This window comes from Pseudarthrobacter sp. S3 (assembly GCF_050156905.1).
In the GTDB taxonomy this organism is placed as follows: domain Bacteria; phylum Actinomycetota; class Actinomycetes; order Actinomycetales; family Micrococcaceae; genus Arthrobacter.
Window position 1 is genome coordinate 1,981,571 of sequence record NZ_CP189583.1, and the last position, 14,142, is coordinate 1,995,712.

A 14,142-nucleotide genomic window follows, 5' to 3' on the forward strand; every position below is an offset into this window, starting at 1 on the left:
GTCAGAAGGGGAAGTTCAGTCGTCCGTAGTCTGGAGGGCGGCGAGTTCGCCGATCCCCACGGGTGCAGCCAATGGTCGTTTTGCGGCGGCGGACAGGCTTTCAATGGTGGGAGCACCACCCGGGCCTGCGCCCAGGCAGGCGGCCGCGAAACCGCAGACGCGGCCCTGGCACCAGCCCATTCCGGCGCGGGTGAAGGATTTGAGTGTGCGGGCGTCGCGGGCTCCCAGGTCGTCCCGGGCCCCGGTGATCTCGCCGGCCGTGACCTCTTCGCAGCGGCATACGGTGGTCTGCGGAGCGAGCCAGTCCTGCCAGGCGGCGGGCACAGGGTGGGCACGGTGCATGGCCTCGGCGAAGCGCCGGTGCCGCACCATGGCACGCAGGCCCTGCAGTGCCGCGGCGGGTTCCGGAGCGGCTGCTGCGGAGGTGCCGGCAGTGAGGCCCTCGAGCACCGCCAGGGTAGCGCCTCCGACACCGGTGACCTCCCCGGCAAGGAACAGGCCGGGAATGCTGGATTCCTGGCGGTCGGTGACGACGCCGACCAGGGAGCCATCGGCATCCAGGCGGGTTTCAACTCCGAGGGACAGGGGCAGCTCCATCTGCGGCGTGAAACCCCAGCCGAAGCCGATGACGTCCACGTCCCGGTAAACGCGCTCCGTGCCGGGCCGGACCCGGCCGGCAGCGTCCACCTTGGCTGTGCGCACGCCGGAGGCGCGGCCGTCTCCCAGTACCTCCGTGACGATGGTCCGGATGCGGTACGGGATCCGGTGCCGGGCGAACACGGCCGCGTACTCCACTCCCTCGACGGCCTTCTCGGGCACACCCGCGGCTGCCTTGAGGTGCGGCAGCCAGGCCTTGGGTGAGGACGATTCGAGCACTGCGGGGACCTGTCCGCCGGCTTCGGCAATGCCCGCCGCCACCGGTAAAAGGAACGGGCCGGTGCCGGCGATGACGAAGCGCTTCCCCGGCAGGGCTCCGTTGCCCTTGATGAACGCCTGGATTCCGCCGGCGGCCATCACGCCGGGCAGGTCCCAGCCGGGAACCGGCAGCTGGCGGTCGTAGCCGCCGGGGCACAAGACCAGGCGGCGGGCGACGACGGTGCTGCCGCCGTCGGCCGTTCCGGACATCGGGCCGGCCGTCACGGTGGGCGTTGTGCGGACAACGAATCCGGCGTCGACCTTTTCCGCCATCCAGACCTGTTGGCCGGGCACGTACGTGATCCGGCCCGTGTGGCTGGCGGCGTCGAAACGGGCACGGAGGTCCCTGTAGGTCCGCCAACCATGGTGGCCTTTACCATCGGGGTTGGGCTCGACGGTTTCGGGGCGGTGCCGCCAGAACTGGCCGCCTGGTTGGGGGCCGGCATCCACAACCACGACGGCGGCTCCGGCCTCGGCTGCCGAAACGGCCGCTCCCAGCCCCGCCGGCCCCGCACCCACGACGGCAACATCCGCTTCAACGATGCCCGGAACCGCGGCACTCATTCCCGTCCCCCCTCGGATCCAGCCAATGGACGTACGTTGGGCTCGCAGGAACCCTTGATGTCCATGCCCTCGCGCACTTCCACCAGGCAGGCGCGCTGGTTCGGTACGCCGTCGACCGCGACGAGACAGTCGAAGCACACGCCGATGCCGCAGAACAGCCCGCGGGGACGTGCGTGCGTGCGCGTATCGCGCCAGGCGGTGATGCCGTTGGTGACCAGCGCCGAGCCAACGCTTTGGCCCGCAGATGTCCTGATCGGACGGCCGTCAAAGCTGAGGGTTATCTCGCCCGGCGTGCCAGGCAAGTTGTCTCCTGATGTGTAGGCGCTCATGCTGTGGCCTCCTCTCGGTGTGTTGTGCTGTTGGGGGCTTGTTCGCCGAACCGGGCCGGGGCAAACGGGGCCAGGTCAAGATCCGGCGACTGGCCGGCCAGGGCCTGTGCCAGGAGCTTGCCCGTTCCCGCGGAAAGGCCAATGCCGGCACCCTCATGGCCGGCCGCATGCCACAGTCCGGGGGCGCGATCGTCATGGCCTATCACCGGGAGGTGATCCGGGCAGTAGGGCCGGAAACCGTGGTAGTGGCGGATGGCCTTAACGTGTTCGAGGAAAGGAAAGAGCGCCACGGCGTTACCCGCCAGGAGCCGGAGCGCGTCGGTGCTCACCGTGCGGTCGAAGCCGACGCGTTCGCGGGTGGAGCCGATGAGGATGGTGCCGCTGGGGGTTCCTTCGACCACTGGTGAGGCCTGGAGTCCGGCGTCGGAACTGCCCACGTTGTCGATGTACTCGGCCGCATAGACCTTGTGGTGGACCATGGGCGGCAACGGCTCGGTGACCATAACGAAGCCGCGGCGGGGGAGGAAAGGTACGCTCACCCCGGCCAGCGCGGCGAGTTGGCCGGCCCACGTCCCGGTGCAGTTGACCACGGCCGCGGCGGAGAAGTCGCCGCGCGGAGTCTGGACGCCGGTGACGCGGTCTCCGCTCCTAAGGAAGCCGCTAACGGGCGTATCCGCAACGAAACGTGCCCCGGCCTGAGTCGCCAGCCGGACCAGGTGCCCAGCAACCAGCATGGGCTGCACCTGGCAGTCCTCCGGGTAGAACGCTCCGCCCAGGGCGTCCGGTGTGATGTGCGGTTCGGCTTTCCGCAGCTCATCCGGGTCCAGCCTGTCCACAAGAACGCCGTAGCCGGACTGGGAGGCCATCACACGGTTGAGCGATGCCAGACTGCTTTCGCGGGAGGCCACGATGATGCCGCCCTTGGACTCGAATTCCCAGAGCCGCTTGTGCTCAGCCAGGTCGCCATGCCACACGTCCAGGGAGTAGCGGGTCAGTTCAAGCTCGGGGCCGAGTTCCTTGTCAGAGACGAGGATGTTTCCTTCGCAGGCCGACGACGTGCCGCTGGCGGGGAGCCCCTTGTCCAGGACGGTCACGGTGAGGCCCTGTTGCGTTGCGAAATAGGCAGTGGCGGCCCCGATTACGCCTGCGCCGATGACAAGCACATCGCTCGCTGCGTTCATGTCTGCTGCTCCTCGGCTGTCTCGGTCTCTCCGGTGGCCCAAAGGCCACGGGCGTGGCTGATGTGTTGGCGCATCAATTCAGTCGCCGCGGCTCCATCTCCGGCCTCGATGAGGTCCAGCAGGACGTGGTGTTCCTGGGCGGAATCGGCCAGCCGGTTGCTCTCGCTCAGGATCTTGAGGCCGTACAGGCGGGTTCGGGACCGGAGGCTGGTGGCCAATTCAACAAGCTGGCCGTTGCCGGCGTACCGCAGAAGCTCCGCGTGGAAGATGCGGTCCGCGGAAAGGTAGGCAGTGAGGTCGCCCTGCCGCGCAGCATCAACAATGTCGTCGGCCATGGACCGCAGGACCTTGACTCCGGATGGTGGAACAGTGCCGGCCACGTCGCCAACAACCGGCGGCTCGAGGAGCAGGCGGATCTCCGTAAGCTCGTCCAGCTCCCGGTCGCTCATGGTGGTGATCCGGAAGCCTTTGTTTTTGACTGTCTCCACCAGGCCTTCGCGCGTCAGGTCCATCATTGCCTCGCGCACGGGTGTGGCTGAGACACCGAAAGCGGCGGCAAGTGCCGGTGCGGAATAGAGGGTGCCCTCCTCCAACGTGCCGGCGATGATCGCTGTGCGCAGGGAATCGGTCACTGACTCGCGCAGGCTGTGCTGGCGGCCGAGCGGGGCGATCGGAAGCTGGTTGTTGGTTGGCACGGTGAGCACTCCTTGTACGGGATTCATGATCGAGTGCCTCCTTCATACACCAGGCTGGCGATCACGAGGTCTTCCCATGCCATCCCCACCCCGGCGTACAGGCAGGGCTTTCCTGCCGAGCGCCCGAATTCGCCTTTCACAAGATCGCGGAGGTTGGCGGGACGGATCGCTTGCCACTCCTCTGCAGACCGTGCAGGTATCAGGTCCCCGGCTTCGCGCAGCGCCGAGGCCCGTCCCTCGACCACGACGTCGCTGCGCCGCACAAAGGCGGCATCGACCTCCCGGGCATCCAGGCCGTGCTGGCCCACCGCTGCCACTACGGCACCGGGGGCAACCAAGCCGCCGTCGAACAGCGGCGTACGGGAGGAGGTTGCGCAGATCACCACATCGGCGTCGGGCACCTCCGCAGGGGTTCCGGGGCGGACTTCGATGCCCTCTGCGTCCAGCTGTTCGATCAGCGCCGACACCCGCTCCGGGCGCCGGCCGACGACGGCGAGGCTCGCCTCCGGGAGCACGGCGTGCGCGGCGCGAAGATGGTTGAGCGCTTGTACGCCGGTGCCGAACACAAGCACCCGGGTCGGGCCGGGGTGACGGGGAGCGGCGGGGCGGGGCGCCGAGGCAAGGATGTGCTTGATGGCCAGCAGCGTGGTGGCCGGTGTCCGGATGGCCGTGAGTTCGTTGCCATCCATCGTGGCCAAAGGGGTTGACGTGTCTGAATGGAAGAGAATATAGACCCCCTGGATCTTTTCCAGCCCCCGTGCCGGGTTGGCTGGGGCCACGGTGAGCGCCTTGATCCCGCTGTACTCGCGGTTTGTTGCAGGCATGAGCAGGAATTCGCCGTTTGGCGCGGGGCTGAACAACCGCGGGCTGTCGTCCTCAGGGTCAACCACGTTCAGGAGCGCCTGCTCAATGGCATCGATGGCCGTTGTCCAGGGAGCAGCAGCCCGCACCGACGTCGAATCAAAGTAAGGAATGTTCACAGCAGGAACCCCGCAGGAAAGGGATCGGTGGGATCGAGGAAATACTGTGCGGTGCCGGTCAGCCAGGCCCGTCCTGTGACGGTGGGGATCACCGCTGGACGGCCGGCGACTTCCGTCTCCTCGACTAGGCGGCCGATGAAACGCGAACCTATGTAGGACTCGTTGACGAAGTCCGTGCCCAAGGCCAGCTCGCCGCGGGCGTGCAGCTGGGCCATCCGGGCGCTTGTTCCTGTGCCGCAGGGTGAGCGGTCGAACCAACCAGGGTGGATGGCCATCGCGTGGCGGGAATGCTCCGCTGTGGACCCCGGCGCCTTGAGATACACGTGATGGCAGCCGCGGATGTCGTCGCGCTCCGGGTGGACCGGTTCGTCCGTGGCGTTGATCGCGTCCATGATCGCCAGTCCGGCCTTGAGCAGGTCATCCTTGCGTCCGCGCTCGAACGGCAAATTCAGGCTGTCTAGGTCTACGATCGCGTAGAAGTTTCCGCCGAACGCCAGGTCGTAGGACACCGGACGGAACCCGGGCACTTCGACCTTGGCGTCGAGCCGCTCAACGAACGATGGCACGTTGCGGATGGTCACGGACTCGGCCTGCCCGTCTTTGACTGCCACCTCTGCGATCACCAGGCCGGCAGGAGTGTCGAGCCGTACGGTGGTAACGGGCTCGACGACGTCGACCATGCCGGTCTCCACCAGGACGGTTGCGACCCCGATGGTGCCGTGGCCGCACATCGGCAGCAGACCGGAAACCTCGATAAACAGCACGCCGAAGTCCGCGTCCGGACGCGTGGATGGCTGGAGGATGGCCCCGCTCATCGAGGCGTGGCCGCGCGGCTCGGTCATCAGGAGGGTACGGATCCAATCGCTGTTCTCCATGAACCACAAGCGGCGCTCAGCCATCGTGTCACCGGGGATCGTCCCGATTCCGCCGGTGATGACCCGCGTGGGCATGCCTTCGGTGTGCGAGTCCACGGCGTGGAAAATGCGGCTGGTTCTCATGGAATACTCCCTCTTTGTTCCATCTGTTGCTCCGTAACTGCCCCTTGGCGTCCCAAGGGGCAGTTACGGAACTGGCGGTGAGCTGGTCGGTTATTTGTAGCCCTTGGCGAGTGCTGCTTCGGTGTCACGGATGACGGCGTCGCGCACGGCCGGGGTGAGCGGACCGCGCGGCGGGCGGCAGGCGCCGCCGCGGAGGCCAACGACGTCCATGGACAGCTTGATGGCCTGGACGAACTCCGTCTTGCTGTCCCAGCGGAGCAGCGAGTGCAGGTCGCGATAGATTTCGCGGGCCCGCTCGAGGTCTGCGACATCGCCGGAGGTGGAGAGCCGGTAGAGCTCGAGGGTGGCTTCCGGAATGGCGTTCGGGTAGCCCGCCACCCAGCCCACGGCACCTGCCAGGCCCATTTCGACGACGGTATCGTCGGTCCCGATCAGGAGGTCCACTTCGGGAGCGAGTTCCTTGATCTCGTAGGCGCGGCGGACATCGCCGGTGAACTCCTTGACGCCGACGATCAGGCCTTCGCCGTGCAACCGGGCGATCAGCTGCGGGGTCAGGTCCACCTTCGTGTCGATCGGGTTGTTGTACGCCACGACGGGCAGCCCGACGGCGGCCGCGAGGCGGTAGTGGTCCACTACCTCGTCATCGGTGGCCCGGTAGGAGTTCGGGGGGAGCAGCATCAGGGCGCCGGCGCCGGCTTCGGCGGCCTGTTCCGCCCATTTGCGGGTTTGCAGGCCACCGTAGGCGCCCACGCCGGCCATGACGGTAAAGCCTTCGGGGGCGGCGTCGACTGCCGTGGTGATTACCCGGGCGCGTTCTTCTTCGCTGAGGGTCTGGTATTCACCCAATGAACCATTCGGGGCCACACCGTGGCAGCCTGCGTTTGCCAGGGATCGGACGTGCTCGGCGTAGGCGTCGTAGTCCACACTCAAGTCGTCATTGAACGGCAGTGAGGTAGCGACGAGCACTCCATGCCACGGCTTACGGGTTTCAGTCATGATGGATGATCCTTTCGGTTGGCACGCTTGGCGCGTGTGTTGCAGCCGTGACGTACCTCACGGCCAAACTTACCATGTGACATTGCACAGGTTGCTAAAAATGGGTGATGGATTTCGTTGAGGTCAGGTTCCGATTCGATCGGGCACCGGGGCTAGCTGGCCGGAACCACGTACTGTTCGGCGGCGACCTTGCCAAGCCCCTCGGACAGGCCGGCGTCGATCAGTAGTTTCGCGATCGTTCCGTCTTCGCGCTGGGCGACAATTCCGGCGTCGAGCGCTTCCTTAAGGCTTGTGTTGCCTTTGGTGATCGGGAAGGCAGCCTCGGGGGCATTCTTGATGGCGCCGACGCGCGGATCCGGCTTCTCGTTGGAAAGGGCCACGGTCACACCCTGGGCATCCTTGAACTGGAGCACCTGCACGCCATAGGCGTCGACGTCAGCGTCGAGCCGACCGGCGTCGAAATCGGCCTTCAGCTCCACGCTGCTGGGGTACGTCACCAGGCGGTCGCCCAGGATCTTCTTGAGGTCCTCGACCCAGAGGTAGCCGTCGATGGTGCCGACCTTGTTCATCTTTTCAAGGTCGGTCACTGTGGTGGCGCCGGACTTGGAGACGATGCCCATGCCGTCAAGGTACGTGGAGGCGGAGAAATCAACAGCCTTGAGACGCTTCTCGGTGGCGTCGATCGTGCCGAGGGCGAGGTCGATGTTTCCGCCCGAGATGGACTGGACGGCGTCGGCATAGGTGGCCTGCTGGTACACCGGGGTCAGGCACTCATCCGTGGCGATCTTGTTGACGATCTGGATGTCGATGCCTGTCGGGGTGCCCGAGCCATAGCTGCTGAACGGCGGGATATCGATGACTCCGATAGTGAGCTTTCCCGGGGCGACGGTATGGATGTCTGTGTGCTTAGGCGTGCACCCTGAATTGCTGGCATCCGAGGTCCCTCCGCAGGCAGAGAGGCTGAGGCCCAGTGTGAGTGCGCTCGCGGTCAGGAGTCCGGCTGTCTTGATGCGATTGTTGATCATGATTGCTCCCGTGGTGGTTGGTTGGGGGACTGATGGAACGTTGACGATGATGCGGGAAAACGGTCAGGCGTGGCGGGCCATGCGTTTTTCGAAGAAGACGGTGATCCAGGTGGCGGGCATTGAGATGGCGGCGTAGCAAAGACCGGCGAGGGCGAAGATCTGCAGGTAATTGAAGTCCTGGCTGCCGATGTTGTAGGCGGACTTCATCAGCTCGGGGACTGCGATGGCGTATGCCAGGGACGTTCCTTGGAACATTTGAATGGCAACACCCATGAGCCCGGGGATTGCCGAGCGCATGCCTTGGGGCATGATGACCCGCCAGAAGGTGTGCCGCTGGGCGAGCCCCAGGGCGCTGGAAGCCTCGAGCTGTCCGCGGCCCACAGACTGGATGCCGGCCCGCATGATCTCGGACGAGTAAGCGGCCGAGTTCCAGATCAGCGCCAGGCACGCGGCGGTGATGCTTTCGAAGGCGATGCCGAACTTCGGCAGGCCGTAGTAGAAGAGGTAGAGGATCACCAATGCCGGTGCCCCCCGGCCGATTTCGACGACGGCAAGCGCCAGGGTGCGGACGGCCAGATTCTTTGCGCTCACCATGACGCTGAGGACCAGGCCCAGCGGGTAGCCGGCGACGATTGATACCCCTGCGATCAGAAGGCTGACGCCAAGGCCGGACATCATCTGCGGCAGGTATGCTGCCCATTCGGTAAGCCAGGTCATGCGTAAACAGCCTTCCTCATGCGGGAATCGAGTCTGCGGGACAGGTAGGCGACCGGCAGGCTGAGCACGATGTAGAGAATGCCCACCAGCATGTAGGGCAGGATCCCCTCGACGGTGGGGTGCTGCCGGGCGAAGGACTGGGACTGGAAGACCATCTCGGCAACGATGATCGTCGAGGCGATCGAGGAGTCCTTGAGTAGACCGGTCAGGTAGGTGGCGATGGGCGGCGACACTATCCGGAAGGCCTGGGGGACCATCACGCCGTAGAACGTGGTTCCGCGGGTCAGGCCCAGTGCGTGGGCAGCTTCGCCCTGTCCACGCGGAACTGCTTGGAGTCCGCCACGATAGATTTCGGCGAGATAGGCCATGGAAACCACACCCAGTCCGACTATCGCTGCGGCAACGGGGTTGAACTTGAAGGTTCCGATCTGGATGCCGAACTTCAGCAGGAACAGCCAAACGATGATCGGCACGCCCCGGACCAGGTCGACGAAGAGCCGCGACGCCAGCCGGATAAGCATGTTCGACGACGACAGGCCTACGGCCAGTGGGACGGCGCCTACTATGCCGATGGCGAATGCCGACAGGGTCAGCGCGATGGTCATGGGCAAGCCTTGGAGTACTGCTGAAAGGGCGTCCATATCAGCGCTCCAGCACAGCTCGCAGGAAGCGGCGGGTCCGGGCCTCCCGCGGGTCGCTCATGATGGCGTCCGGGTCGCCCTGTTCGATGATCTTGCAATCGGCCATGACCACGAGCGTGTCGGAAACGTCCCGGGCGAACTGCATCTCATGCGTGACCACGATCATCGTCATTCCATCGGCCGCCAGTTCGCGCATGACGGCCAGGACCTCGAGCCCCACCTCGGGGTCCAATGCCGACGTCGGCTCATCGAACAGCATGATGCTCGGATCAAGTGCCAGGGCGCGGGCGATGGCGATGCGTTGTTGCTGGCCGCCGGAGCACCTGCCCGGGTGTTGGTTCGCCTTCTCCCTGAGGCCAACCCGTTCCAGCAGCTCCAACGAGCGCGCGTCGGCCGCTTCCTTGGTGCGCCCCAGTACTTTCTGCTGCGGAAAGCTGATGTTTTTCATGGCGGACATGTGCGGGAACAGGTTGAAGGACTGGAACACCATGCCCACGGTGCTGCGCAGGGCGGCAAGGTCCTTGTTGTTGACCACCTTGCCCGGTTCGATGGTGTGCCCGGCAACCTGGATGGTGCCGGAATCGGGACGCTCCAAGAGGTTGATGCACCTCAGGAACGTGCTCTTGCCGGCACCCGAGGGGCCGATAAGTGCTGTGACCGTACCCGGCTCGACGTGCAGGGACACGTCGTCGAGGACAGTGTGGTCGCCGTAGCGCTTGGAAATGTTGTCTAACTTGATGCCCGTACGGGGCGCGAGCTTGCCGTCTGCAATTTCTGAAAGGGTCATAGCGATCTTCCATGTGGGGACCAAAAGGCCATCGGTCGATGTGGGCCATGTCACGTGATATGTGAAATGGTACATGTTACAGGGTCTCAATGGAAGAGGGGTTTTCGAAACTAAGGACGCGCGGGTCGACGGCCCTCGCTATGGCGCTCCGCCGGTAGGGAGCGACAATCGTGCTGGAAGCACTCAGCGTAGCGTCCCACGAGGTTCTCTTAAATTTGCAGTACGGGTTGGCCGGCCGACCTGACTGCACACCGCGCCGGTCCCGAGATGACGATTCCAAGGCCCATTAGGATCCCAGAGGAGCCGACAGCACTCCTTTTCGTCAGCCTGCAGGAGAAGTAATCCTGACCACTGAATACGGCCACGCAGGGCGGTTGCCCGCGCAAGGGGCGGAAACCAAAACGAACGGTCCAGGACGTGGGACTGGACACCCGAATCATGAAGGGATAATGACCTGCCGATAACAATGATTCGTCACGGCGGCCCCCGTCGCGGTAACGCCTGGCTGCGCGCGGGTTTCGCCCAAGGTCCTGGGTTCCGCGATGGCAAGGGCGGATCATACTTGTCAGTCAGGGGTGGTTTGGGCAAACCGGCAAGGCAGCGGTCGGTCGGCGCCGGTGCTCATGGTGTTCAGCGTCTGGCCTCCTCGTGTTTGATCAGGCGTGGTCCGACTCCTTAAGGCATGGCATGTTCGGAGGGAGGGACAAGCCGCGATGTCGTTTTCCATTCCCAGCCTGCGAGTTGCCACGTATTGGGGGTACTCGATGGCAGCCGTCGGCGGGGCCACGCCGCGGCGCTGGAACAACGTATTCAGAACGGTATAAGCGCACGCAAACGACAGAACTGCCTCGGCCGGAGGGTCGCGGCAGTCGCTCGGAAGAGCAGCAAAGTGGGTAAAAAAGAAGTGTGGACACTGTCCACACATTCGGCTTCGGACTGGGCCGTACCGCTGCCGGACTAGGCCGGATTCCGTATGTTTCCGCGGGAGCCCAGTGTTTGCAAGGGTAGGAATGCAGTTCGAGTCCCACCTCGGGCACGTTTTCCCACGTCAGAGGCGTTTTTTGCTTCTGATGTGTGTACATTTACCCTACGTTGGCCCCTGTGAGACCGGTTACGGAGTGCGCCTGGCGCCGCGCGCGCCTATGAAATTATTTGAGTGGCCGGCTCAGGACCTGGCGAGTATGCCCGCCGTTTGCTGGGGTGTGGGGGGCATTTGTGTCTCCTTTTCGGTTGATGTGGCGGCCGTAGTGGGCCTGTCGCCTATTCATGTCGCGCGGTTGCGCTGATGACATGACCTGGATGAGGTTTCTTGAGATCCTTTCGTTATTTTCGTTCCATCTTGGAGTCTGGGGGAGCGGGAATGTGGCCGTTTGTCCGGCCCAAGGGGTGTGGACATTGTCCACGGAGTCCACGGGCGATTGTTCCCTTTGCATTCCGTCCGTTCCTGCAGGTTCTGCCGGCACCACTTCATGCGTCCGGACGTTCCATGCGACATGACTTGGATGAGGATCGGTGTGCTTCGCCTCGTGACGGTTTGATCGGCTGCCCAACTTGCCATCTCGTTAGTTCTTTCCGCTGCTCGTCGGGTTCTGATGACACTTATCCATGTTGTGCGTCGACGATTCTGCTATGATCTGCGGGGGAGACCGGCGCGGAGGCCTGTCGTGGCCGCGGCGAGGGTGCCGTCGAAGGCAGTAGCGCCGGCTGGAACGGGCGCGCGTGCCAGTGGCTGGGAGTTCATAGCTGCCTTGCTCCTTTAGGATTGTGCTCCGCGACCTAGCGCTGTCACCTCTCCATGCCATCCGCACGCCGTTCAGACATGACCGCCTGATGAGATGTTCGCGAAGCCCTGCGCTCAGCCCACGCATGGGGTGGCGGATCGCCACACCTATCAGTGCTGTGTTGGGGTTGGCTGCTGGCTGGCCTAGGGCCGGGTATGCAGCCCGCAGGGCACGGCCGACAGAGTCCCGGGCCGCGTCGGAGCGAATGGTGTGTGGGTCCGGAGTAGACAGTGAGACACGGTGTTATCGCAGGTCAGTGTCACTTCAGGTTCACTGCGTGGACAAAACTCCGAATAATCGTGGACACGCACACGAGTCGTCTTCAAGTCACCTTCGCTAACCGATGGGTGCACTCGACTAGCCTGGCCGGCGCCGGCGCCGACGCCGATGAATCGAGGGGACGTGATCACGCACGTCAGACAGTTCACGCGAGGAAGCGAACGGTCTCGGCTTCAACGTCACAGACGCTGTCTCCGGGTACCTGGTGAGGCCAACCCCACCCTGGTCGGAATCGAGTACTACAGTGGATGCATGGCTGCCAGCCGCAATCCGCTCGACGACCTGCGCGAAACCATCGGCCATCTGACCGATCAGCTCAGGCTGCACGGTTCGGAGCGCGTTGACGACCTGGTCGGCGACCTCATCGGTGCGAGGCCCGGGCCGGCCCGGGCGCTGTCCGAGGTGCAGGCCGAGCTCGACGCGCTGGTCGGGCTGGAGACGGTGAAGGAACAGGTGCGGGCCCTCGTCGCACTGCTCCAGGTCCAGGCCCGCCGTAAGACGCACGGCCTGCCGGAGGTGGCCACATCACAGCATCTGGTGTTCCTCGGAAACCCGGGCACGGGCAAGACCACCGTGGCGCGGCTCCTGGCCGAGATGTACCGCGCGGTCGGTCTGCTGCAGAAAGGCCACCTGGTCGAGGTCGACCGTTCGGGCCTGGTGGGGCAGTACGTCGGCGCGACCGCCATCAAGACGGACCGGGTGATCCGGCGTGCGCTGGACGGCGTCCTGTTCATCGACGAGGCCTACGCGCTGGCCCCGGAGGACGGCCGGATGGACTTCGGCCCCGAGGCGATCGAGGTCCTGCTCAAGCGGATGGAGGACCACCGCCACCGCCTGGTCGTGATCGTGGCCGGGTACCCGCGGCTGATGGAGTCCTTCTTGCTCTCGAACCCCGGACTGCGCTCCCGGTTCGCCCGCGAGATCACGTTCCCTGACTACTCCGTCGGCGCACTCCAGACGATCTTCCATCAGATGCTGGCCCAGCACGAGTACACGCTGGAGCCGGGTGCGGACCAGATGCTGCGCCGCATCTTCACCGGGCTCCACGCGGGTGAGGACTCCGGCAACGCACGGTTCGCCCGCACGCTGTTCGAGCAGGCGCTCAACCGTCAGGCGCTGCGGCTGTCGCTCGACGAGGAACAAAGTCTCGACGCGCTCGATCGTGAGGCCGTCATGACGCTCACCGCGGACGACATCGTCGAGGCCGCGCTGGCCTTGGGCGAGGAGCCAGAGCCGGAACCGACGCCGGAACCGGAGCGGTCACGCTGGTGGCGCTGGCTGGTCTGACCGGATCTGGGGCGGCTGTCAGGCGAAGGCCCGTCCCGCCCCCGAGCGGGAAAAGCCCAACTATTCCACTGTCGTGCAACCGGAGGACAGCTTTCCTACCCGCCCCAAGCTTGCTCGCTACGGCCATGGACCCCCAAACCGGTCGCAAACAGCGCCACCGCGGCTTCGCGCTGCTCCTCAGACAACGAACTGCCCTTAAACATGAAACTGATGTGCGCGCCGTGGCCCTCGGCCACCGCTTAGACGTTGGCGGGTGCAGTATGACCCCGAACCGGGAACGGGCCCAGGCCTGGTCGCCAAGGTCCCGTCCGTCGGGGGATGGGGTTCCGGCTGGCTGGGGTTCTAAGCCGTTGCCACCTTCGGCGTCCTTGCACTTTCTGCTCTCGCAACCTCGTCTGCAAGGACCCCGCGCCGGGGGCGGCGAGCGGGGGCGCACGTCTTCTTCCGCGGTGAATCGAGGTGCCATAAATGCTTCGGGCTGCCGATCGGATGGTGTCAAGCCTTATCGTCTTGCCATTTGCAACAACCCGATCCTGACATATGGTGTTATCCACCACACGATTTTCGCGGGGTATTTAAAGGAGACTCTCATGCTGCTTTGGATAGCTATCGTTATCGCAGTTCTCTGGCTTCTCGGCCTGCTCGGAAACATAGGCGGCGGGTTAATTCACATACTGTTGGTCATCGCCGTGGTCGTCTTGGTCATCCACTTCGTTCGCGGCAGGTCACGCGTTTAATACGAAACTTTGGTCCGCCGATGCGGGACGGCGAGATGATCTGCCGCCGCGTTCTCGGATAAGGCTCGGCAGTTGAGAATATCCTTCAATCGTTGCTGCCGGAGGGGTCCCGGCTCTCTGCGTAAGGGCCGGCTCGGGACTTTCCGGGCTCCTTCTGTAACTCCGGTAGCCGGCCTTTCGTCAGATGCCGGTACGCAGCTGAGGTGTTCTCCCACTAGTTGGATCCTCTG

At 64.6% G+C, this 14,142-nt stretch carries 13 protein-coding genes; 2 read left to right on the top strand and 11 right to left on the bottom strand.

Annotation, left to right across the window (positions count from 1 at the left end):
• Window positions 1-15: 15 nt before the first annotated feature.
• From ACQCSV_RS09510 to ACQCSV_RS09560, 11 genes are all read right to left on the bottom strand, one after another.
• Complete coding sequence (locus ACQCSV_RS09510; protein ID WP_354154945.1) at window positions 16-1,479, bottom strand: FAD-dependent oxidoreductase; 1,464 nt, start codon at window positions 1,477-1,479, stop codon at window positions 16-18.
• Entirely contained in the window at window positions 1,476-1,808 is a 333-nt protein-coding gene (locus ACQCSV_RS09515; protein ID WP_354154946.1) for a (2Fe-2S)-binding protein, read from the bottom strand. The genes ACQCSV_RS09510 and ACQCSV_RS09515 overlap by 4 nt, the downstream gene beginning before the upstream one ends.
• Window positions 1,805-2,989: an FAD-binding oxidoreductase gene (locus ACQCSV_RS09520; protein ID WP_354154947.1), complete on the bottom strand. Its 1,185-nt coding sequence runs from the start codon at window positions 2,987-2,989 to the stop codon at window positions 1,805-1,807. Before ACQCSV_RS09520 ends, ACQCSV_RS09515 begins: the two co-directional genes overlap by 4 nt.
• A complete protein-coding gene (locus tag ACQCSV_RS09525) occupies window positions 2,986-3,711 on the bottom strand; it encodes a GntR family transcriptional regulator (RefSeq protein WP_185263362.1) in 726 nt (241 codons plus the stop codon). The genes ACQCSV_RS09520 and ACQCSV_RS09525 overlap by 4 nt, the downstream gene beginning before the upstream one ends.
• Complete coding sequence (locus ACQCSV_RS09530; RefSeq protein ID WP_354154948.1) at window positions 3,708-4,664, bottom strand: ornithine cyclodeaminase family protein; 957 nt, start codon at window positions 4,662-4,664, stop codon at window positions 3,708-3,710. The genes ACQCSV_RS09525 and ACQCSV_RS09530 overlap by 4 nt, the downstream gene beginning before the upstream one ends.
• Window positions 4,661-5,662, bottom strand: coding sequence for a proline racemase family protein (locus tag ACQCSV_RS09535; protein ID WP_354154949.1), 1,002 nt, complete (start codon window positions 5,660-5,662; stop codon window positions 4,661-4,663). The genes ACQCSV_RS09530 and ACQCSV_RS09535 overlap by 4 nt, the downstream gene beginning before the upstream one ends.
• A 90-nt stretch (window positions 5,663-5,752) precedes the next feature.
• Complete coding sequence (locus ACQCSV_RS09540) at window positions 5,753-6,658, bottom strand: dihydrodipicolinate synthase family protein (RefSeq protein WP_354154950.1); 906 nt, start codon at window positions 6,656-6,658, stop codon at window positions 5,753-5,755.
• 152 nt (window positions 6,659-6,810) lie between these two features.
• On the bottom strand, window positions 6,811-7,683 hold the full coding sequence (locus tag ACQCSV_RS09545; protein ID WP_185263366.1) for a substrate-binding periplasmic protein: 873 nt from the start codon (window positions 7,681-7,683) through the stop codon (window positions 6,811-6,813).
• Between the two features lie 63 nt (window positions 7,684-7,746).
• On the bottom strand, window positions 7,747-8,400 hold the full coding sequence (locus tag ACQCSV_RS09550) for an amino acid ABC transporter permease (RefSeq protein ID WP_354154951.1): 654 nt from the start codon (window positions 8,398-8,400) through the stop codon (window positions 7,747-7,749).
• Entirely contained in the window at window positions 8,397-9,041 is a 645-nt protein-coding gene (locus ACQCSV_RS09555; protein ID WP_426938358.1) for an amino acid ABC transporter permease, read from the bottom strand. Before ACQCSV_RS09555 ends, ACQCSV_RS09550 begins: the two co-directional genes overlap by 4 nt.
• A gap of 1 nt (window position 9,042) precedes the next feature.
• Complete coding sequence (locus tag ACQCSV_RS09560; RefSeq protein WP_185263369.1) at window positions 9,043-9,828, bottom strand: amino acid ABC transporter ATP-binding protein; 786 nt, start codon at window positions 9,826-9,828, stop codon at window positions 9,043-9,045.
• A gap of 2,312 nt (window positions 9,829-12,140) precedes the next feature.
• On the opposite strand from ACQCSV_RS09560, the gene ACQCSV_RS09565 reads away from it, so the two are divergent.
• Both ACQCSV_RS09565 and ACQCSV_RS09570 read left to right on the top strand, forming a co-directional pair.
• The gene (locus tag ACQCSV_RS09565) at window positions 12,141-13,175 is read left to right on the top strand and encodes an AAA family ATPase (RefSeq protein WP_426938359.1); all 1,035 of its coding nucleotides are present in this window, start codon (window positions 12,141-12,143) and stop codon (window positions 13,173-13,175) included.
• Window positions 13,176-13,765: 590 nt separating this feature from the next.
• A complete protein-coding gene (locus ACQCSV_RS09570) occupies window positions 13,766-13,912 on the top strand; it encodes a lmo0937 family membrane protein (protein WP_354154953.1) in 147 nt (48 codons plus the stop codon).
• Window positions 13,913-14,142: the final 230 nt, after the last annotated feature.

Excerpts from the sequence above, each read along its gene's own strand:
- ACQCSV_RS09540 (WP_354154950.1), bottom strand. The coding sequence starts at position 6,658 with ATGACTGAAACCCGTAAGCCGTGGCATGGAGTGCTCGTCGCTACCTCA.
- ACQCSV_RS09545 (WP_185263366.1), bottom strand. The coding sequence starts at position 7,683 with ATGATCAACAATCGCATCAAGACAGCCGGACTCCTGACCGCGAGCGCA.
- ACQCSV_RS09520 (WP_354154947.1), bottom strand. The coding sequence starts at position 2,989 with ATGAACGCAGCGAGCGATGTGCTTGTCATCGGCGCAGGCGTAATCGGG.
- ACQCSV_RS09535 (WP_354154949.1), bottom strand. The coding sequence starts at position 5,662 with ATGAGAACCAGCCGCATTTTCCACGCCGTGGACTCGCACACCGAAGGC.
- ACQCSV_RS09515 (WP_354154946.1), bottom strand. The coding sequence starts at position 1,808 with ATGAGCGCCTACACATCAGGAGACAACTTGCCTGGCACGCCGGGCGAG.
- ACQCSV_RS09525 (WP_185263362.1), bottom strand. The coding sequence starts at position 3,711 with ATGAATCCCGTACAAGGAGTGCTCACCGTGCCAACCAACAACCAGCTT.
- ACQCSV_RS09565 (WP_426938359.1), top strand. The coding sequence starts at position 12,141 with ATGGCTGCCAGCCGCAATCCGCTCGACGACCTGCGCGAAACCATCGGC.
- ACQCSV_RS09510 (WP_354154945.1), bottom strand. The coding sequence starts at position 1,479 with ATGAGTGCCGCGGTTCCGGGCATCGTTGAAGCGGATGTTGCCGTCGTG.
- ACQCSV_RS09550 (WP_354154951.1), bottom strand. The coding sequence starts at position 8,400 with ATGACCTGGCTTACCGAATGGGCAGCATACCTGCCGCAGATGATGTCC.
- ACQCSV_RS09560 (WP_185263369.1), bottom strand. The coding sequence starts at position 9,828 with ATGACCCTTTCAGAAATTGCAGACGGCAAGCTCGCGCCCCGTACGGGC.
- ACQCSV_RS09570 (WP_354154953.1), top strand. The coding sequence starts at position 13,766 with ATGCTGCTTTGGATAGCTATCGTTATCGCAGTTCTCTGGCTTCTCGGC.
- ACQCSV_RS09555 (WP_426938358.1), bottom strand. The coding sequence starts at position 9,041 with ATGGACGCCCTTTCAGCAGTACTCCAAGGCTTGCCCATGACCATCGCG.